Origin of the sequence: Dysgonomonas mossii (genome assembly GCF_004569505.1) — a bacterium.
Lineage (GTDB): Bacteria > Bacteroidota > Bacteroidia > Bacteroidales > Dysgonomonadaceae > Dysgonomonas.
Genome location: NZ_SPPK01000002.1, coordinates 523,480 through 540,627, shown reverse-complemented (window position 1 = coordinate 540,627; position 17,148 = coordinate 523,480). Strand labels below are relative to the sequence as shown.

General features: G+C 39.6%; 14 protein-coding genes. 7 read left to right on the top strand and 7 right to left on the bottom strand.

Features of this window, described 5'->3' with window-relative positions; translation table 11 throughout:
* Positions 1-160: 160 nt before the first annotated feature.
* Both E4T88_RS07655 and serC read right to left on the bottom strand, forming a co-directional pair.
* Positions 161-1,084: an NAD(P)-dependent oxidoreductase gene (locus E4T88_RS07655; RefSeq protein ID WP_135104871.1), complete on the bottom strand. Its 924-nt coding sequence runs from the start codon at positions 1,082-1,084 to the stop codon at positions 161-163.
* Positions 1,084-2,157 carry a 3-phosphoserine/phosphohydroxythreonine transaminase gene (gene serC, locus E4T88_RS07650; protein WP_135104870.1) on the bottom strand — a complete coding sequence of 358 codons (1,074 nt, stop codon included), beginning with the start codon at positions 2,155-2,157 and terminating at the stop codon, positions 1,084-1,086. The genes E4T88_RS07655 and serC overlap by 1 nt, the downstream gene beginning before the upstream one ends.
* Before the next feature lie 278 nt (positions 2,158-2,435).
* Here serC and E4T88_RS07645 point away from each other — a divergent pair, with 278 nt between their 5' ends.
* The 3 genes from E4T88_RS07645 to E4T88_RS07635 all read left to right on the top strand — a co-directional run bounded on the left by E4T88_RS07645 (position 2,436) and on the right by E4T88_RS07635 (position 6,058).
* The gene (locus E4T88_RS07645) at positions 2,436-3,680 is read left to right on the top strand and encodes a DUF1015 domain-containing protein (protein ID WP_135104869.1); all 1,245 of its coding nucleotides are present in this window, start codon (positions 2,436-2,438) and stop codon (positions 3,678-3,680) included.
* 138 nt (positions 3,681-3,818) lie between these two features.
* Complete coding sequence (gene pncB, locus E4T88_RS07640) at positions 3,819-4,982, top strand: nicotinate phosphoribosyltransferase (protein ID WP_135104868.1); 1,164 nt, start codon at positions 3,819-3,821, stop codon at positions 4,980-4,982.
* Between the two features lie 14 nt (positions 4,983-4,996).
* Entirely contained in the window at positions 4,997-6,058 is a 1,062-nt protein-coding gene (locus tag E4T88_RS07635; protein ID WP_135104867.1) for an NADH:flavin oxidoreductase/NADH oxidase, read from the top strand.
* A gap of 64 nt (positions 6,059-6,122) precedes the next feature.
* Here E4T88_RS07635 and E4T88_RS07630 read toward each other — a convergent pair whose 3' ends face one another.
* The 5 genes from E4T88_RS07630 to rfbB all read right to left on the bottom strand — a co-directional run bounded on the left by E4T88_RS07630 (position 6,123) and on the right by rfbB (position 11,135).
* Positions 6,123-6,764, bottom strand: a complete 642-nt coding sequence (locus E4T88_RS07630) for a DUF6891 domain-containing protein (protein ID WP_135104866.1) — start codon at positions 6,762-6,764, stop codon at positions 6,123-6,125.
* Positions 6,765-6,859: 95 nt separating this feature from the next.
* Positions 6,860-8,164 (bottom strand): UDP-N-acetylglucosamine 1-carboxyvinyltransferase, encoded by a 1,305-nt coding sequence (gene murA / locus E4T88_RS07625; RefSeq protein ID WP_135104865.1) that lies wholly within the window; start codon positions 8,162-8,164, stop codon positions 6,860-6,862.
* 21 nt (positions 8,165-8,185) lie between these two features.
* Positions 8,186-9,193: a UDP-N-acetylmuramate dehydrogenase gene (gene murB / locus E4T88_RS07620; RefSeq protein WP_135104864.1), complete on the bottom strand. Its 1,008-nt coding sequence runs from the start codon at positions 9,191-9,193 to the stop codon at positions 8,186-8,188.
* Between the two features lie 33 nt (positions 9,194-9,226).
* Entirely contained in the window at positions 9,227-9,976 is a 750-nt protein-coding gene (locus E4T88_RS07615; RefSeq protein WP_135104863.1) for a DUF3784 domain-containing protein, read from the bottom strand.
* 22 nt (positions 9,977-9,998) lie between these two features.
* Positions 9,999-11,135: a dTDP-glucose 4,6-dehydratase gene (gene rfbB / locus E4T88_RS07610; protein ID WP_135104862.1), complete on the bottom strand. Its 1,137-nt coding sequence runs from the start codon at positions 11,133-11,135 to the stop codon at positions 9,999-10,001.
* Between the two features lie 204 nt (positions 11,136-11,339).
* Between rfbB and E4T88_RS07605 the strand changes: the two genes are divergently transcribed.
* From E4T88_RS07605 to E4T88_RS07590, 4 genes are all read left to right on the top strand, one after another.
* On the top strand, positions 11,340-12,674 hold the full coding sequence (locus tag E4T88_RS07605) for an NADP-specific glutamate dehydrogenase (RefSeq protein ID WP_135104861.1): 1,335 nt from the start codon (positions 11,340-11,342) through the stop codon (positions 12,672-12,674).
* Between the two features lie 121 nt (positions 12,675-12,795).
* The gene (locus tag E4T88_RS07600; RefSeq protein WP_135104860.1) at positions 12,796-13,395 is read left to right on the top strand and encodes a nitroreductase family protein; all 600 of its coding nucleotides are present in this window, start codon (positions 12,796-12,798) and stop codon (positions 13,393-13,395) included.
* A 50-nt stretch (positions 13,396-13,445) separates the two neighbouring features.
* The gene (locus tag E4T88_RS07595) at positions 13,446-13,790 is read left to right on the top strand and encodes a translation initiation factor (protein ID WP_185146739.1); all 345 of its coding nucleotides are present in this window, start codon (positions 13,446-13,448) and stop codon (positions 13,788-13,790) included.
* Positions 13,768-17,004: a UvrD-helicase domain-containing protein gene (locus tag E4T88_RS07590; protein ID WP_135104858.1), complete on the top strand. Its 3,237-nt coding sequence runs from the start codon at positions 13,768-13,770 to the stop codon at positions 17,002-17,004. The genes E4T88_RS07595 and E4T88_RS07590 overlap by 23 nt, the downstream gene beginning before the upstream one ends.
* The last annotated feature ends 144 nt before the right edge of the window (positions 17,005-17,148 follow it).

Below are 17,148 nucleotides of genomic sequence, written 5' to 3'. Positions count from 1 at the left end.
ATATTAGGCAGAGCGAAGCAGAACCAATGACATGACTGTAAATGTTTTATATTCCTTAAGTAAGATAAATTCAATAAAAACAAATATATCTAAATAATAAGAAAGGGATACTCTAAGCGAGTATCCCTTTCAAAAAAAGTATAGTTAGATAGGTGTTATCTTACTTTCCATTTACTCTGAAACGTTCATTACCGTTCTTAATGAAGTCTACTATTTGATTAGCTGCAGCAATACCGGCATTGATATTTGCCTCTTCGGTTTGCGCACCCGATTTTTTAGGTGTAGAGAAATATCTTCCTGCAAATTTTTCTGTCATTTCAGCATGATTGCCGGGAAGTACATCTGTTACATATTTGAAATCTTTACGTTCTTCCATTACCTTCACTATCGAAGCTTCATCTACTACTTCTTTACGAGCTGTATTCAGTAACAATGCATTTTTAGGCATTTTGCTAATCAACGCATAGTTGATAGAACTAGCAGTTTCGTCTGTAGCAGGCATATGCAAAGATACGTACTGACATGTAGTGTATAATTCTTCAGCAGAACCAACAGCTTTTACGCCTTCTTTTTCGATAGCTTCTTTAGACAAGAACGGATCGAAAGCATAAACTTCCATACCAAAGCCTTTGGCTATACGAGCAACATTGCGTCCTACATTTCCATAAGCATGGATTCCCAGTTTTTTACCTAGAAGCTCTGTCCCCGACGTACCTTTAAAGAAATTGCGGATGGCATATACAGCAAGACCAAACACCAACTCTGCAACAGCGTTCGCATTCTGACCCGGAGTATTCATCACACATATATTGTTTGCTGTAGCAGCTTCCAAATCAATATTATCATAACCGGCTCCTGCACGTACAACAATCTTTAGATTCTTAGCAGCATCTAACACTTCCTTATCGAAAATATCGCTACGAATAATTGCAGCATCAACATCAGCTACCGCATCTAGCAATTGTTTCTTCTCTGTGTACTTTTCGAGCAAAACCAATTCAAATCCGGCTTTCTCTACAACTTCTCTTATTCCAGTTACAGCCTCAGCAGCAAAAGGTTTGTCTGTAGCAATAAGTACTTTCATTATTTAGCTATTTTCTTTTCAAATTCTTTCATTGCATCCACCAATGCCTGAACACCTTCGATAGGCATAGCATTGTAAATAGATGCACGGAAACCACCAACAGAGCGGTGTCCTTTTAGTTCACACAATCCACGTTCTTTCGCAAATTCTAAGAATGCAGCTTCATTTCCTTCATATTCGGAAGTCATCACAAAACATACATTCATCAACGAACGGTCTTCAACCTGACATGTACCTTTAAACACGGAGCTGCGATCGATTTCGTTATATAGTAATGCAGCCTTTTCTTTGTTGCGTTTATACATTGCATCAAGACCTCCATTCGCTTTCAACCATCTCAATGTTTGCATTGCAGCGTATACAGGAACAACAGGAGGTGTATTGAACATCGAACCGTTTTCGATATGCGTACGATAATCCAACATTGTTGGGATAGGGCGATTTACCTTTCCTAATATTTCATCTTTTACGATAACGAAAGTCACTCCCGATGGAGCCAGATTTTTCTGAGCACCACCATATATCAAAGCATATTTTGATATATCTACCGGACGAGAGAAAATGTCTGACGACATATCTGCAACCAACGGCACCGGAGAATCGAGATCGGTATGTATCTCTGTTCCGAAAATCGTATTATTGGTAGTGATGTGGAAATAATCCGCATCGGTAGGAATTGTATAATCTTTTGGGATATAAGTATAGTTAGCAGCCTTAGATGATGCCACTTCAACTACTTCACCAAACAGTTTAGCTTCTTTCTGAGCTTTACTTGCCCACGTCCCCGTATTCAAATATGCCGCTTTTCTTTCTAGTAAATTAAAAGGTACCATGCAAAATTGCAAACTTGCACCTCCTCCAAGGAAAAGCACCGAGTAGCCCGACGGAATTTCTAATAATTCTTTAAACAGTTCAACTGTTTCGTCCATTACAGCCTGAAAATCCTTGCTCCTGTGGCTTACCTCCATTAAAGAAAAAGAAGAACCATTAAAATCCAGAATAGCTTTTGCTGTCTCCTCCATTGTTTGTTGGGGAAGGATTGATGGCCCTGCACTAAAATTATATTTCTTCATTTTATATATTAAATTAGGGAATTAAGAACTCTTCAATATTAATTTTTGGACTTCAAAATTACTAATTATATATGAAATACTGTGATTAAGAATGACTTTTATTGATTTTAATTTCAAGAATCTAGCAAAATGCTTTTTGTATCAAGGGTATTTGTATTTTTTACATATTATGATACTTTTAGCTATTGTTTTTATATATTTGCATATAGCAAAAAGTAAGATAAGATTGCATTGCCTTAATTGATTTTTAACCTTATAATCCATTCAATTTAAACAGCATGGCCCTAATAAAACCGTTTAAAGGAATAAGACCACCCAAAAGTATTGTTGAGCAAATTGCCTCACGCCCCTACGACGTTTTAAGCTCTCTGGAAGCTCGACTCGAAGCAGAAGGAAACGAAAAATCTCTTTACCGCATCATAAAGCCGGAGATAGATTTTGAAGAAACAATCGACGAACATCACCCCGATGTATATCAACGTGCAGTACAGAATTTCAACAAGTTTCAAGAAAAGGGTTGGTTGGAGCAAGATACTGAAGAGTACTACTATGTATATGCGCAAACCATGAATGGAAAAACTCAATATGGGTTGGTAGTATGCTCTCATGTAGATGATTACATGAATGGAAAGATAAAAAAGCACGAACTCACACGCAGAGATAAGGAAGAAGACCGCATGAAGCATGTACGTGTGAATAATGCGAATATAGAACCAGTATTTTTTGCCTACCCTGACAATAAAGACTTGGATAAGATAATAACAAATACAATATCTACTCCGGCCGAATATGACTTTGAAGCAACAGACGGTGTAGGACATCATTTCTGGGTAATAAAAGATCAAGAGGATATACAACAAATAACGAATATATTTGCAACTATACCTTACCTGTATATAGCCGACGGACACCATCGCTCAGCAGCGGCAGCATTGGTAGGAGCAGAAAAAGCGAGACTAAACCCTCATCATAGGGGAGACGAAGAGTACAACTACTTTATGGCTGTTTGCTTTCCCGACAACCAGCTCAATATAATAGACTACAACCGTTTGGTAAAAGACCTGAATGGATTGAGTGTTTACGAATTTCTCAAAAAACTAGAAGCACATTTTATTGTAGAAGAGAAGGGTTCTGACATTGAAAAGCCCACCGCTTTACATAATTTCTCGATTTATCTTGACGGCAAATGCTATAGCCTGACTGCAAAAGAAGATACTTACGACGACAACGACCCTATAGGCGTCTTGGATGTGACTATCTCTTCGAAGTATATATTGGACGAAATTTTAGGCATAAAGGATTTGCGTTCCGACAAACGTATCGATTTCGTAGGAGGAATTAGAGGATTGGACGAACTGAAAAAACGTGTAGATAGCGGTGAAATGAAGCTGGCATTGGCCTTATACCCTGTCACCATGAAGCAACTGATGGACATTGCCGACTCGGGCAACATCATGCCACCAAAAACAACATGGTTTGAACCTAAACTACGGTCAGGACTTGTTATCCACAAGCTGGAATAACATATCTTTTCTTTAAAACCGAAACAAGAAAAACTAAAAATAAGCCGATGTTGCAGAACTCTACAACATCGGCGTTCTTTATTTGTTATATAAAAAGGTATATTTGTCAATTATACAATTTAACACCACCACAGAATTATGATAATAAAACATTTTACAGACAACGATCTGTACAAATTTTCTGTCATGCTAGCTATCCAAAAGCTATATCCGTGGGCATACGTCAAATATGCTTTCACGAACCGAGGGAAGACTCAATTTCCTGAAGGATTCGCCGAACGGATGAAAGAAGAAGTAGCATCTATGGCTAACTTGCAATTAACCGCCGAAGAGAAAAAATTTATAAAGGCCAAATGTTATTTCTTCGATCCTGTATTTGTAGACTTTCTTGAAGGATTCAGATATAAACCTGAGGAAGTAACCATCACTCAAGAAGGAGGAGACCTCAGCGTGGTAATAGAGGGCTATTGGTACAGAACTGTACTTTGGGAAGTTCCACTGCTGGCAATTATCTCCGAGCTTTATTTTCAGATGACAGGAGCTACCCCGCAAAATGTAGAAGAAAATGCAATAATAAAAGCAAAAGCCCTGAAAGAAATGGAAGCCGATTATTCCGAATTTGGTACTCGCAGACGTTTTTCTTTCGACGTAGAAGATAAAGTTATCGGAGCGCTTCAGGCTCATTCGGGAAAGTACTTCAAAGGGACGAGCAATGTATATTTTGCGATGAAACACAATACGATTCCGATTGGTACAATGCCGCACGAATGGTTTATGTTTCATGGCGCAATATTTGGTTATCGGTCGGCAAATATCAAGGGATTGGAAGCATGGGTAGAGGTCTACGACGGCAGTCTGGGTATTGCATTGACAGATACATACACTACCGATTCTTTTTTCAATTCGTTCAGCCTCAAACAGGCTAAACTATTTGACGGAGTACGCCACGATAGCGGAGACCCTCTTGTTTTTGCAGACAAGGCGATCTCTTTTTATCAACAAAACCGCATAGACGCCACTTCCAAAACATTAGTATTCAGCGACTCGCTAAACCTAGACACAGTTAAGGAAATAAAAGATCATGTTGCCGGACGTATACACGACACGTATGGTATCGGCACATTCTTTTCGAACGATGTAGGATCTAAAGCGTTGAATATCGTTATCAAACTGACGGATGTAAAACTACATAAGAAAGATGCGAACTTCATGAAAGCCGTAAAACTTTCGGATGTAGCAGGAAAGCATACCGGAGATCCGAGAGAAATAGATTTAAGCATAAAAACATTAGGACTGGAATAATAAACAAATAATATATGTCTAAGCTATTTAGTAATTTATCGATACGTAATCTTACTCTCAAAAATAGGATTATCATGTCTCCCATGTGTCAATATTCGGCGCATGACGGTTTCGCTACCGATTGGCACTTTGTCCATTATGCCAGTAGAGCCGTAGGCGGTGTAGCAGTTGTTATACAGGAAGCAACTGCCATTTGTCCCGAAGGTCGAATTTCGTATGGAGATTTGGGTATATGGAAAGACGAGCATATATCAAAACTCAAGGAAATAGTAACAGCAATCGAAGAAAACGGCTCTATACCGGGAATACAATTAGCTCATGCCGGGCGTAAAGCAAGCTGCGAGTTGGGATGGAAACGTGGAGAGCAAATAAAAGAAGGCGAAAATAGTTGGCAGACAGTAGCTCCCTCCCCTATCCCTTTTTATGAGACTGATAATACTCCGGCAGAATTAACAGAGGTCGAGATCGAAAAAATAATATATGATTTCGTTCTCGCTGCGCAACGTTCGATAATAGCGGGATATAAGATAATAGAGATACATGCGGCTCATGGATACCTTATCCATCAATTCTTATCTCCTCTTACCAACAAAAGAAAAGATCAATATGGTGGTACATTTGAGAATAGAATCCAGTTATTGATTAAAATAGTGGATGCTGTACGGTCATTATTGAATGAAGACCAATCATTATGGGTAAGGATATCAGCTACCGACTGGGTAGACAATGGTTGGAATCCGGAAGAGTCTACACAATTAGCATTGTTATTGAAAGATAAAGGAGTAGATGTTATCGATGTATCATCCGGAGGTAATCTACCGCACGTAAAAATACCTGTAGGAAAAAATTATCAAGTACCTTTTGCCAAAGAAATAAAAAGTCGGACAGGAATACTTACAGGAGCTGTAGGGCTTATTACTGAATCCAATCAGGCAGAGGAGATTTTACAAAAGGAGGAGGCCGATCTTATTTTTATCGGCAGAGAATTATTAAGAGACCCTTATTTTGCGCTTCATGCAGCAAAATCGTTGGGAGATGATCTAAAATGGCCTCTTCAATACGAGAGAGCAAAGTAAAAGTATAGAATTAAGCGGCTGTAATGGGAAGGATGCCCCCCCTTTTCATTACAGTCGCTTCTCTTTATTCTTCCATCAAATCGAGGACTCTATCATATCCCCATTTTTCGGCAACTTCATCATCGGAAGTGAATCTATTTTGCCATTTAAAGTCGACAACTTCGATACGCTTCGATGCAGAGCCATCCCATTCCACAGTAAAGCCCTGATTCTTGAGTTGGGCGACAATTTTGTTACCTATCAATATAGCTTCCTTGTCATTCTTCTCTTTTTCACCATAGAAGCCGACACTTAGCACTCCGGTTTGTATTACACGTTCCAAATCCTGCCCGTGATAATAACAATATCCAATAGGTTTTACCCCATTATCTTCCAGGTCTTGCCATACATCCTGCACATCATATATAGCTTCAGATTGTGTATATCCGGCATTGTGCAACGCTACAATTTTCTCTTTACAAAGATTATCGAAAACGGTATGCAGCTTATCCGTGTCAGTAGGGCGTTGCCATGTTTTACTTTCAGATTCATTTTTCGCATACTCCTTGCCAAAAATATCCCGAATCCACTCTTCAGAGATTTCGCTTTCCCAGCCTTCATCTTCTACAGCTTCAATAGCCTCTGTAATAATATCTTCTAAAGATTCAAATCCTGATTTTATACTAATAAGGAAATGATCATAGAGATACTTTTCATTTTCTGTCATAGTGTAAAAAAAATTAAGACACTTCCCATCCTTCAGAAACAAAAGAATGTGTACTTGTTTAGTTAGGTATCAATTATTTAAAGTTAATATCAATTCTAGTCCAATCTCATAATATTAGCACCCAGCTGATTAAGACGCACGTCGATATTCTGATATCCACGGTCTATCTGCTCTATATTGTGTATCGTACTTTTTCCATCGGCACACATAGCGGCAATAAGCAAAGCTATACCGGCACGGATGTCCGGTGAAGTCATCGTTGTGGCACGCATAGGACGTTTTCCTGTACCAATTACCGTTGCACGGTGCGGATCGCATAGTATGATCTGTGCTCCCATATCGATAAGTTTATCCACAAAGAACAAACGGCTCTCAAACATTTTCTGATGTATCAACACACTCCCCTTAGCCTGAGTAGCCACCACAAGTAGCACACTGATTAGGTCGGGAGTCAACCCCGGCCATGGAGCATCGGCAATAGTAAGAATCGACCCGTCGATAAATGTATCTATAGTATATTCTTTCTGTGCAGGAATATATATATCATCTCCTCTGCGCTCCAATTGGATACCCAAACGGCTGAATGTATCGGGGATGATACCCAAATCATCGTAGGCTACATCTTTTATTGTAACTTCCGATCCTGTGATAGCTGCCATACCTATAAAACTACCGATCTCGATCATATCGGGCAATATACGATGCTTTGCAGCACCCAAAGAAGTTACACCTTCGATACGCAATAGGTTAGATCCCTGCCCATCTATCTTGGCTCCCATCTTGGTAAGCAAACGGCAAAGTTGTTGTATATATGGTTCGCAGGCTGCATTATAGATTGTAGTTTCGCCTTCGGCTAATACCGCTGCCATAACAATATTGGCTGTACCGGTAACAGATGCCTCATCGAGAAGCATATATGTACCTTTCAGCTTTTCGGCTGATATATTATATATCTGCTCTGCGTCGTTGTAATTAAATTCAGCTCCTAGTTTTTGTATCCCCACAAAGTGAGTATCGAGACGACGACGACCAATTTTATCTCCTCCAGGCTTAGGCAGAATAGCCCTGCCAAAACGAGCTACAAGAGGCCCTATGATCATCACCGAGCCACGCAAAGAGGCACTTCTCTTCAAGAACTCCGGTGTTTGCAAATAGTCTATATTTACATTTTCGGCCTTGAATGACCAGGTATCTTCTGCCACCCTTTTGGTTTCGACACCCATGTCGCTCAATAGACGTATCAGGTTGTTTACATCCAGAATATCCGGAATATTTTCTATAATAACTTCCTCTGCGGTAAGTAATGTCGCACAAATAACCTGTAACGCTTCATTCTTTGCTCCTTGTGGAATAATTTCTCCACTCAAGCGACAACCTCCCTCTATTATAAATGATGCCATGTTTTTAGCTAATATAATTTTTTAATAAATTCTAACTTCGGGTTCAAGCTCGATACCAAATTTATCGTTCACTGCCCCCTGCACTTCTTTCATAAAACTGACGATGTCGTTTCCATCGGTTGTGCCATAATTGACTATAATAAGCGGCTGATTAGGATATGTTCCCACGTCGCCTATTCTTTTTCCTTTATATCCTGCTTTGTCAATAAGAAATGCGGCAGATGTTTTTACCAACCCATCTTTATATGGAAAAACAGGCAGAGTCGGATATTCCAATAGAATCTTATCTGCAGCTTCTTTTGTTATATACGGATTCTTAAAGAAACTTCCGGCATTTGGCAGTACCCTTTCATCCGGCAATTTTCTTTGACGAACACGTATAACAGCATTGCGTACATCCTCAACTGTAGGTTCTTCTATTTCCTCCAGTTCTTTATTCAGGTCTGCATATTTGGGGGTGTACACGAAAGAACGTTTCAGGTGGATAACAACGGATACTATCAAATATTTATTTGTCCTTTTGAAGATACTGTCACGATATCCGAACTCACATTCCGCGTTCGAAAACGAAACAATCTTCCCTGTCTCCATATCTATTGCAACAACTTCTCGTATCACATCTTTTACTTCAGCCCCATAAGCGCCTATGTTTTGTATAGGTGCTGCACCTACTGTACCGGGAATCAGCGAAAGATTTTCGAGCCCTACGAAACCACGTTCAACACAATAAGCGACGAGTTCATCCCAGTTTTCGGAAGCATTGACTTCCAGAAACACATCATCGTCTTCGTCATCATCGTCTGATATTTCACGAAGCCCTTTGATATGAGGATAAATCACCAGTCCATCAAAGTCTTTGGTAAAAAACAGGTTGCAACCGCCACCTATTATTAGCTTTTTTTCGTCCGGGTAATCAGATAAACACTTGCGAAGCTCTTCGATTGTAGTGGGCTTGCAAAAAATCTTTGCTTGAGCTTCTGTTTTTAATGAATTGTAATCTTTTAATTGGGTTTGCCTATAATAGTCCATTTCAGGAATTATTGATTCTACATAAATCCGGTATCAACGCTTTCGCTTCAGCCAGAAAATTAATATACCCAGTGCGACAACAATTCCAAGAACAATGAGAACTGTCTGCCAATGGGTCATGATGAATTTGATGATAAATATTAAAGCTATTACAGCAAGAATAATACCGACTATTTGCAAAACTCTGCAGATTGTCTGCTTTCTTTTTGCGGCCTTTTCCTCTTCGCTTATATCGAGGATGTCGTCCTCTTCGCTTTCACGACTTCCGTCTATATCAACATGCTCTTCGCTTTTCACATCTTCAAAAGGAACGTAACCTTTTTCAACTTCTTCCGAAATAGACTCGATCTCCTCAAAGTCTACATCTTCAGTCTGAACCAACGTTTCTTCTTCACCCTCGTATATCTCCATCGGAATATCATCAGGATTGATATAGCTATCTTCTACCGCCGACTCTTCGTTTTCATCCAACGGTAATTGATTTTCTGCACTAGTCGGCTCAACAATCTGAGGTGTAAACTTACCGGCTTGCGCCCTTTCGGTATCAGCAAGACGGATAATTGTATCTACACGTGATGAAGCCACTTTTGTGTCAAAGTCTCCGCTCTCAACCATAGATATCAACTCGTCTTCTATAGCCGGATATTTGATCATAAAAGACTTCAAAGCATTCGCGAAATCACGAAAGTGTTGTATCTTTTCTATTTTTGCCTTCACTTCTTCCCCGTTTCCTGAGGATAGGTCAAGCACTTTATCTGCCAATATAGATTTTAGGCGCTCCATAAATAATTAATCAGAAATATATTTATCTGTTTCCGTACATTTGTTCGTAATACTTCATATAGTCGCCCGAAGTAACTTCTTCAACCCAAGTTTGATTGTCGAGATACCAATATATTGTTTTCACAATACCATTATCGAAGGTCGTCTCAGGCAACCATCCCAGTTCGTTCGATATTTTAGCCGGATCAATAGCATAACGTTGGTCATGTCCCTGACGGTCTTTCACAAAAGAGATGAGATTGTCGTTGATCCAACTTATATCGATACTTCCATCAGCAGCCACGTCTTTTTTCTTCAATACGTCACAATACTTAGGCTCCTTCTCCATAATATCGTGTATTGTTTTTATTACCAGTTTAACGATCTCGATATTTTTTCGTTCGTTATGCCCTCCTATATTGTACACTTCGCCTACACGTCCTTTGTGCAGAACAATATCGATAGCCTTACAATGGTCGTCCACGTATAACCAATCTCGCACATTGCTACCATCACCATATACCGGAAGTTGCTGTCCTGCCAGAATATTGCGTATAATCAGAGGAATAAGCTTTTCAGGAAAATGGAATGGCCCGTAATTATTCGAACAGCGGGTTATATTAATCGGCATCTTATAAGTTTCGCCATAAGCTTTTACAATCAGGTCGCCACCTGTTTTTGCTGCACTATAAGGAGAACGCGGATCTAAAGGCGTTTCTTCTGTAAAGTAACCTTCTTCGCCTAACGATCCGTATACTTCATCTGTAGATACCTGCAAAAATTTCACCCCTTCGCGCCAAATCGGATAATTATTTTCATCTTTGCCTATAGTCCAAAACTTTCTTGCTGTATCCAACAAATTCTGAGTACCAAGAATATTCACCTGTAAAAATAATTGAGGATTCTCGATACTTCTATCCACATGACTCTCTGCCGCAAAGTTGACAACAAAGTCTATCTGATGATCCGAAAAAACTTTCTCTGTAATATTTTTATCACAGATATCTCCCTTTACGAATGTTACGCGGGAATCTTTCAGCTCCTCAGCCAGAGTTCCAAGATTTCCGGCGTATGTAAGTGCATCAAATATAACGAGTTTTGCTTCGGGATGTGTCGCCAACATGCGTTTCACAAAATTCGAGCCTATAAATCCAGCTCCGCCTGTGATCAAGTATGTCATTGTTTTATATTCTTATTTATTATTCATCACAAAAATAAGAAAAAAACAATATTAAAAACATTCGAGACGGTATTATATGAGGTAAATTTATTTATCTCAATCCTTCTATTTTGAAAAACTGTCACGTTTATGTTATATTTTTTAACAAATAGACATTTTTTTCATATATTTGTGGCATCCATAAATCAAAATCCATTTTTTATAATGAAGGTAGAATTAGTATTACAAGACTTAAAACGCAGATTTCCGAACGAACCTGAGTATCTTCAGGCTGTTCAGGAAGTATTAGAATCCATTGAGGAGATTTACAATCAACACCCTGAATTTGAGAAGGCAAACTTAATAGAAAGACTATGCATTCCTGATCGTATCTTTTCTTTCCGTGTAACGTGGGTTGACGACAAAGGCAACACGCATACCAACATGGGATACCGCATACAACATTGCAATGCCATAGGCCCATACAAAGGCGGCTTACGCTTACACGCCTCTGTAAATCCGTCTATATTGAAGTTCCTTGCTTTTGAGCAAACGTTTAAAAACTCGCTCACTACGCTTCCGATGGGAGGAGCAAAGGGAGGTTCAGACTTTAGTCCCAAAGGGAAATCTACCGCAGAAATCATGCGCTTCTGTCAGGCTTTTATGCTCGAACTTTGGCGCAACATTGGCCCCGACACAGACGTTCCGGCAGGAGATATAGGCGTAGGTGGTCGCGAAGTAGGTTATTTCTTCGGAATGTACCGCAAATTGGCTCGTGAATTTACAGGAACATTCACAGGTAAAGGGCTTACATTCGGTGGTTCGCTCATTCGCCCCGAGGCTACAGGTTACGGAAATGTATATTTCCTGCTCGAAATGTTGAAAACAAAAAACATTGACATAAAAGGTAAAAAATGTCTTGTTTCAGGTTCAGGAAATGTAGCGCAATATACTTGCGAAAAACTGATAGAGCTGGGAGCAATACCTGTTACATTATCAGACTCTAACGGGTACATCTACGATCCGGAAGGAATAACAACCGAAAAACTGGAGTATGTAAAAGAGTTGAAAGAGCTTTACAGAGGCCGTATCAGCGAATATGCAGAAACATACGGTTGCAAGTATGTTCCGAATGCACGCCCTTGGGGAGAAAAAGGCGATATCGCATTACCATCGGCAACACAGAATGAAATAAACGGAGAGGATGCTAAGAAACTGGTGGCAAATGGTGTTATCGCAATATCGGAAGGAGCTAATATGCCATCTACACCTGAGGCTATAGAAGTATTCCAACAAGCGAAACTACTCTATGCACCGGGTAAAGCGGCAAACGCCGGAGGTGTTTCTGTATCGGGATTGGAAATGACACAAAACTCGGAGCGCATAAGCTGGTCTGCTGAGGAAGTTGATAAGAAGCTGAAATGGATTATGCAGAATATCCACGAAAATTGCGTGAAATACGGTACAGAAAAAGACGGATATGTAAACTATGTAAAAGGTGCTAACATAGCCGGATTTATGAAAGTTGCTAAAGCCGTAATGGCTCAAGGCATCGTATAAAGCCGTTTTATGAATAAAAGAGGCTGAGTAATTACTTTTACTCAGCCTTTTCTTTTCGCTAAAATCCATAAAAATTAATTTATATCTTTGCAATACTTCAACAATAAAACATCTGCCAAATATGAATAAAAAGTATATACTTTTCGGTCTCATAACTATTTGTAGTATCTCTTTTATGAGTTGTTCTCAAAAAGATGAAAAGCAAATAACAAAAAAGGAGGCCGCCTTATCTGCAATCTATAACAGAAAAAGTGTACGCAGTTTTATCAAAGACAGACCTGTTTCGGATGAAGATGTTCAGGCACTAATAAAGGCCGGTATGTCTGCACCTTCGGGAAAAGACACCCGTCCGTGGGAATTTGTGATTATAAATGACAGGGCTATATTGGATAAAATGGCAGAAGAACTACCTACAGCCAAAATGCTATCTCAAGCGCCAATGGCAATTGTTGTTTGTGGAGATACCATCCGCTCTTCGTACTGGTATCTAGATTGTTCGGCTGCAACAGAAAATATTCTTCTAGCCGCCGAAGCGATGGAGCTCGGCGGCGTGTGGACTGCCGCTTACCCCTATCGGGACAGAATGACTACAGTGATAAAACATACGAATATGCCAGCACAAGTTCTACCACTGGTAGTAATACCAATAGGCTACCCGATGGGAAACCATTCGGTAAAAGATAAGTATGACGAAAAGAAAATACACATGAATAAGTGGTAGTTTTATACATCTACCTGAAATAATCCGTATTTTTGTAATGAACAAATACCATCGATATGAATGATTGGAAAGACCGTCTGAATGTTGTGTATTCCACAAATCCGGACTTCAAATATGATACAGACAAGGAAGAGGAGCAAGATACCCTCCCGAAAGAGAAACAGCAATTACGCATCCAGCTAGATAAGCGCAACCGAAAAGGGAAAGCGGTGACTCTGATCACAGGATTTGTAGGAACAAGCGAAGATCTGGAAGAATTGGGTAAATTCTTAAAGGTTAAATGTGGTGTTGGCGGATCGGCAAAAGACCACGAGATAATTGTACAGGGAGATCTCCGTAACAAAGTATTAGAACTACTCCAAAAAGAAGGGTATGTCAAATCACGCATCATTTGATGATGAAATAAACTTATACGTATATAAAGCCTCTGCCGGCTCGGGAAAAACACACCGACTGACAGAGAAGTATCTTAATTTGCTTTTCTCGTCCCCCTTTGCATACAGGCATATACTGGCTGTAACCTTTACCAATAAGGCTACAGACGAGATGAAAAGCCGTATAATAGAAGAGTTGGCAAATATCGCCACAGGGAAGGAATCGGATCATATAAGTTTTCTCTCGAAAGAATATAAATACAACGAAGAACAGGTAAGAAAAGAGGCTCGGGATATACTGGTGCGCATCCTACACGACTATTCGTCTTTTTCGGTAAGCACTATCGACAAGTTTTTCCAACAAACAATGCGGGCTTTTACCCGTGAAATCGGCTTAGGTGGTGGGTACAATGTAGAACTGGATACCAACAAGGTATTGGGCGAAGCTATCGACTCCATGCTGTACGATCTGGAACAGACAGACAATAAACTATTGTTAGATTGGTTAATCCGTTTTTCAGAAGAAAAAGTAGAAAACGGAGAAACCTGGAATATCCGCAACGATATACAATCCCTATCGTCTGAAATATTTAAAGAAAGCTACAAAGCATACAGCAATCAGGTGCAAACAGACATCAGTGATAAGCAGCTGATGACCGACTACAAAGATATGCTGTTTACCATTATCAGGGATTTTGAAAAAGCATCGCAGCAGATCGGAGAAAAGGCATTGAACATAATGTCTCGCTTCGGACTAAAAGGTGAAGATTTTAAAGGAGGAACCCGCTCTCCGTTTCTTAATTTCTTAAAATGGGCTAACGGAACGATTGCCGAACCAACAGATACGTTCCGCACGTTAGCGGATAACCTTAGTGGCTGGTACACCAAAACGACAGGTTCAGCAACACGGGATAAAATAGAAAGCGTATACCCTGAACTCAACATCTGTGTATGCGACATCATAAACCACTATGATAACTCACTGATCTATCAGACAGCATACGAAATAAACCGTTACTTCTTCACATTAGGGATACTGGGAGACGTAGATAAAAAAATTCGGGAATATAGTACCGAGAATAATATCATGTTGATTTCGGATACGACCGAACTGCTAAACCGTATCATAGAGGGCAATGAATCCCCGTTTATATACGAAAAGGTTGGTCAACGAATCAACAATTACATGATCGACGAGTTTCAAGACACATCGGGCATGCAGTGGCAAAACTTTCTTCCTCTGGTAAAGGATAGTCTTGGCAGCGGAAACAAAAACTACATAGTAGGTGATGTAAAGCAAAGTATTTATCGTTGGAGAAACTCAGACTGGAAACTTCTGGATGAACAACTCGATATAGATTTCCGAAGCGAGGGCATAGAACATGATACGCTGGATACCAACTGGCGCAGCTCCCGCAATGTTATTTCTTTCAACAATGCAGTATTTTCTATTGGTTCGGCGTTGCTGCAAGATACATTCAACAAATCATTGCAAGATCTTGATAATGCAAGGCTCAAGCCATTCCTCACACGGATAACAAAAGCTTATGACGAACTGTATCAGGAGATACCCGAAAGCCATAAAAACAACGAAGGGCGAGTAAGAGTAGAGTTTATTGATACTGACGAGCATATATGGCAGAATTATGTATTGGAGCAATTACCTGTCGAGATAGAACAGTTGCAGGAAAGAGGTTACAGCCTCAAAGATATTGCCATACTAGTACGCACAAAAAAAGAAGGAGCAGATGTAGCAAATTGCTTGTTGGAATATAAAAAGCTACACCCGGGTTCAAAATATCGTTATGATATTATATCCGATGAAGCGCTGTTTGTAAGCAACTCAAAGAGCATCAAACTTATAATTGCCCTACTAAAGCATTTGCACAATCCTTTGGATAAATCACTGAAGGCCTTGGCTGTTTTCGAATATTTCAAATACAGCAAGCAAATGAATGCCGAAGAGGCGCTGCTCAAATACTTCTCGGCAAAAGACGATCTGCCTCAACAGATAGAGGACAGGCTGAGCCATATACGAGAACTGCCATTGTATGAAATGACGGAAGAGATCTTCAATCTATTTCGTGAAGCTATGGAAAACGATGAGCAGGTATATATACAATCGTTTTTAGATATGGTGCTCGATTTCACGGTTCGTAATTCTTCCGATCTGGATGCATTTCTCAGATGGTGGGACGAGACGGGTACAAATAAAACTATTTTTACCCCTGATGGTCAAGATGCGATACGGATTATGACAATACATAAGTCGAAAGGGCTGGGTTTTAATGTTGTACTGATTCCCTTCTGCAACTGGGAGATAGATCATAAACTAACTACAATATTGTGGTGTCACCCACAGACAGAACCATTCAACAGACTACATCTCGTTCCTGTAAAATATTCACAAAAGCTAAAAAACACCATTTTTGCTTACGAATATTTTGATGAGCGGCTTCATGCATTTATCGACAATATCAATGTATTGTACGTGGCTTTCACTCGTGCAAAAAACGAACTGATAGCTTATGCTCCCAAGCCGAAGAAGGAAGAAGTGAGTAATATATCGTCTTTGCTATGGGCTACAATAAACAGCGGTTCTGTAGGGAATGGCAAGCAAGCTTACACAGACCTGTCTCAACACATAGATGAAGAAACTGCGACTTTTGAAATAGGTGAAAATTATATACCAATCAAAAAAGTTACACACAGATCAGTAGAAGAAATCAGTGTAGATAGCTTATCCAGCATTCCTTATGATGAAAGAGTAAAACTATTATTGAAAAACAAGTACTTTTTCACCGATACCGGACAACGAGACTATGGCACTCTGATGCACGAAATTGTGAGTAAGGTAAAAACAATTGACGACGTACAGAAAGCTGTAGAAGAATATCACATTGCAGGAGAGATTACTGCTACTGATAAGAGCAAGATAATAGGACTACTAGAAGAATACCTTTCCAATCCTCTGGTCGCCCCGTGGTATAGCGGTGAATACAAGGTATTGAACGAGATACAGATATTACAGCCCAAAGGCAAATTTGTTCGTCCCGACCGTGTGATGATAAAGGGCAAGGAGGTTATTGTAATTGACTATAAATTCGGCGAAAAGGAAGACAAAAAATATATCCGTCAAGTGAAATATTATGCCGATCAGATCCGTAAAATGGGCTACACCGACATAAAAGGATATATTTGTTACATCAGATTAGGTAAAATTGTAGAAATATAATTTGTGGAGAATCCTTTACAAAAGCCGACTTCAAAAAGCTTCGACATTCCAATTAACTAATTATTTAACTATTTTACTATTTTTAATACAGTGTAAATAAACTATTTACACATATTCTACGTTTATATTATGTGTTTTTCATAG

What these genes read in the sequence shown, in the direction of transcription:
- E4T88_RS07590 (WP_135104858.1), top strand. Translation starts at nt 13,768, where the DNA reads ATGTCAAATCACGCATCATTTGATGATGAAATAAACTTATACGTATAT.
- pncB (WP_135104868.1), top strand. Translation starts at nt 3,819, where the DNA reads ATGATAATAAAACATTTTACAGACAACGATCTGTACAAATTTTCTGTC.
- E4T88_RS07655 (WP_135104871.1), bottom strand. Translation starts at nt 1,084, where the DNA reads ATGAAAGTACTTATTGCTACAGACAAACCTTTTGCTGCTGAGGCTGTA.
- E4T88_RS07645 (WP_135104869.1), top strand. Translation starts at nt 2,436, where the DNA reads ATGGCCCTAATAAAACCGTTTAAAGGAATAAGACCACCCAAAAGTATT.
- E4T88_RS07615 (WP_135104863.1), bottom strand. Translation starts at nt 9,976, where the DNA reads ATGGAGCGCCTAAAATCTATATTGGCAGATAAAGTGCTTGACCTATCC.
- E4T88_RS07630 (WP_135104866.1), bottom strand. Translation starts at nt 6,764, where the DNA reads ATGACAGAAAATGAAAAGTATCTCTATGATCATTTCCTTATTAGTATA.
- E4T88_RS07635 (WP_135104867.1), top strand. Translation starts at nt 4,997, where the DNA reads ATGTCTAAGCTATTTAGTAATTTATCGATACGTAATCTTACTCTCAAA.
- rfbB (WP_135104862.1), bottom strand. Translation starts at nt 11,135, where the DNA reads ATGACATACTTGATCACAGGCGGAGCTGGATTTATAGGCTCGAATTTT.
- murA (WP_135104865.1), bottom strand. Translation starts at nt 8,164, where the DNA reads ATGGCATCATTTATAATAGAGGGAGGTTGTCGCTTGAGTGGAGAAATT.
- E4T88_RS07605 (WP_135104861.1), top strand. Translation starts at nt 11,340, where the DNA reads ATGAAGGTAGAATTAGTATTACAAGACTTAAAACGCAGATTTCCGAAC.
- serC (WP_135104870.1), bottom strand. Translation starts at nt 2,157, where the DNA reads ATGAAGAAATATAATTTTAGTGCAGGGCCATCAATCCTTCCCCAACAA.
- murB (WP_135104864.1), bottom strand. Translation starts at nt 9,193, where the DNA reads ATGGACTATTATAGGCAAACCCAATTAAAAGATTACAATTCATTAAAA.
- E4T88_RS07600 (WP_135104860.1), top strand. Translation starts at nt 12,796, where the DNA reads ATGAATAAAAAGTATATACTTTTCGGTCTCATAACTATTTGTAGTATC.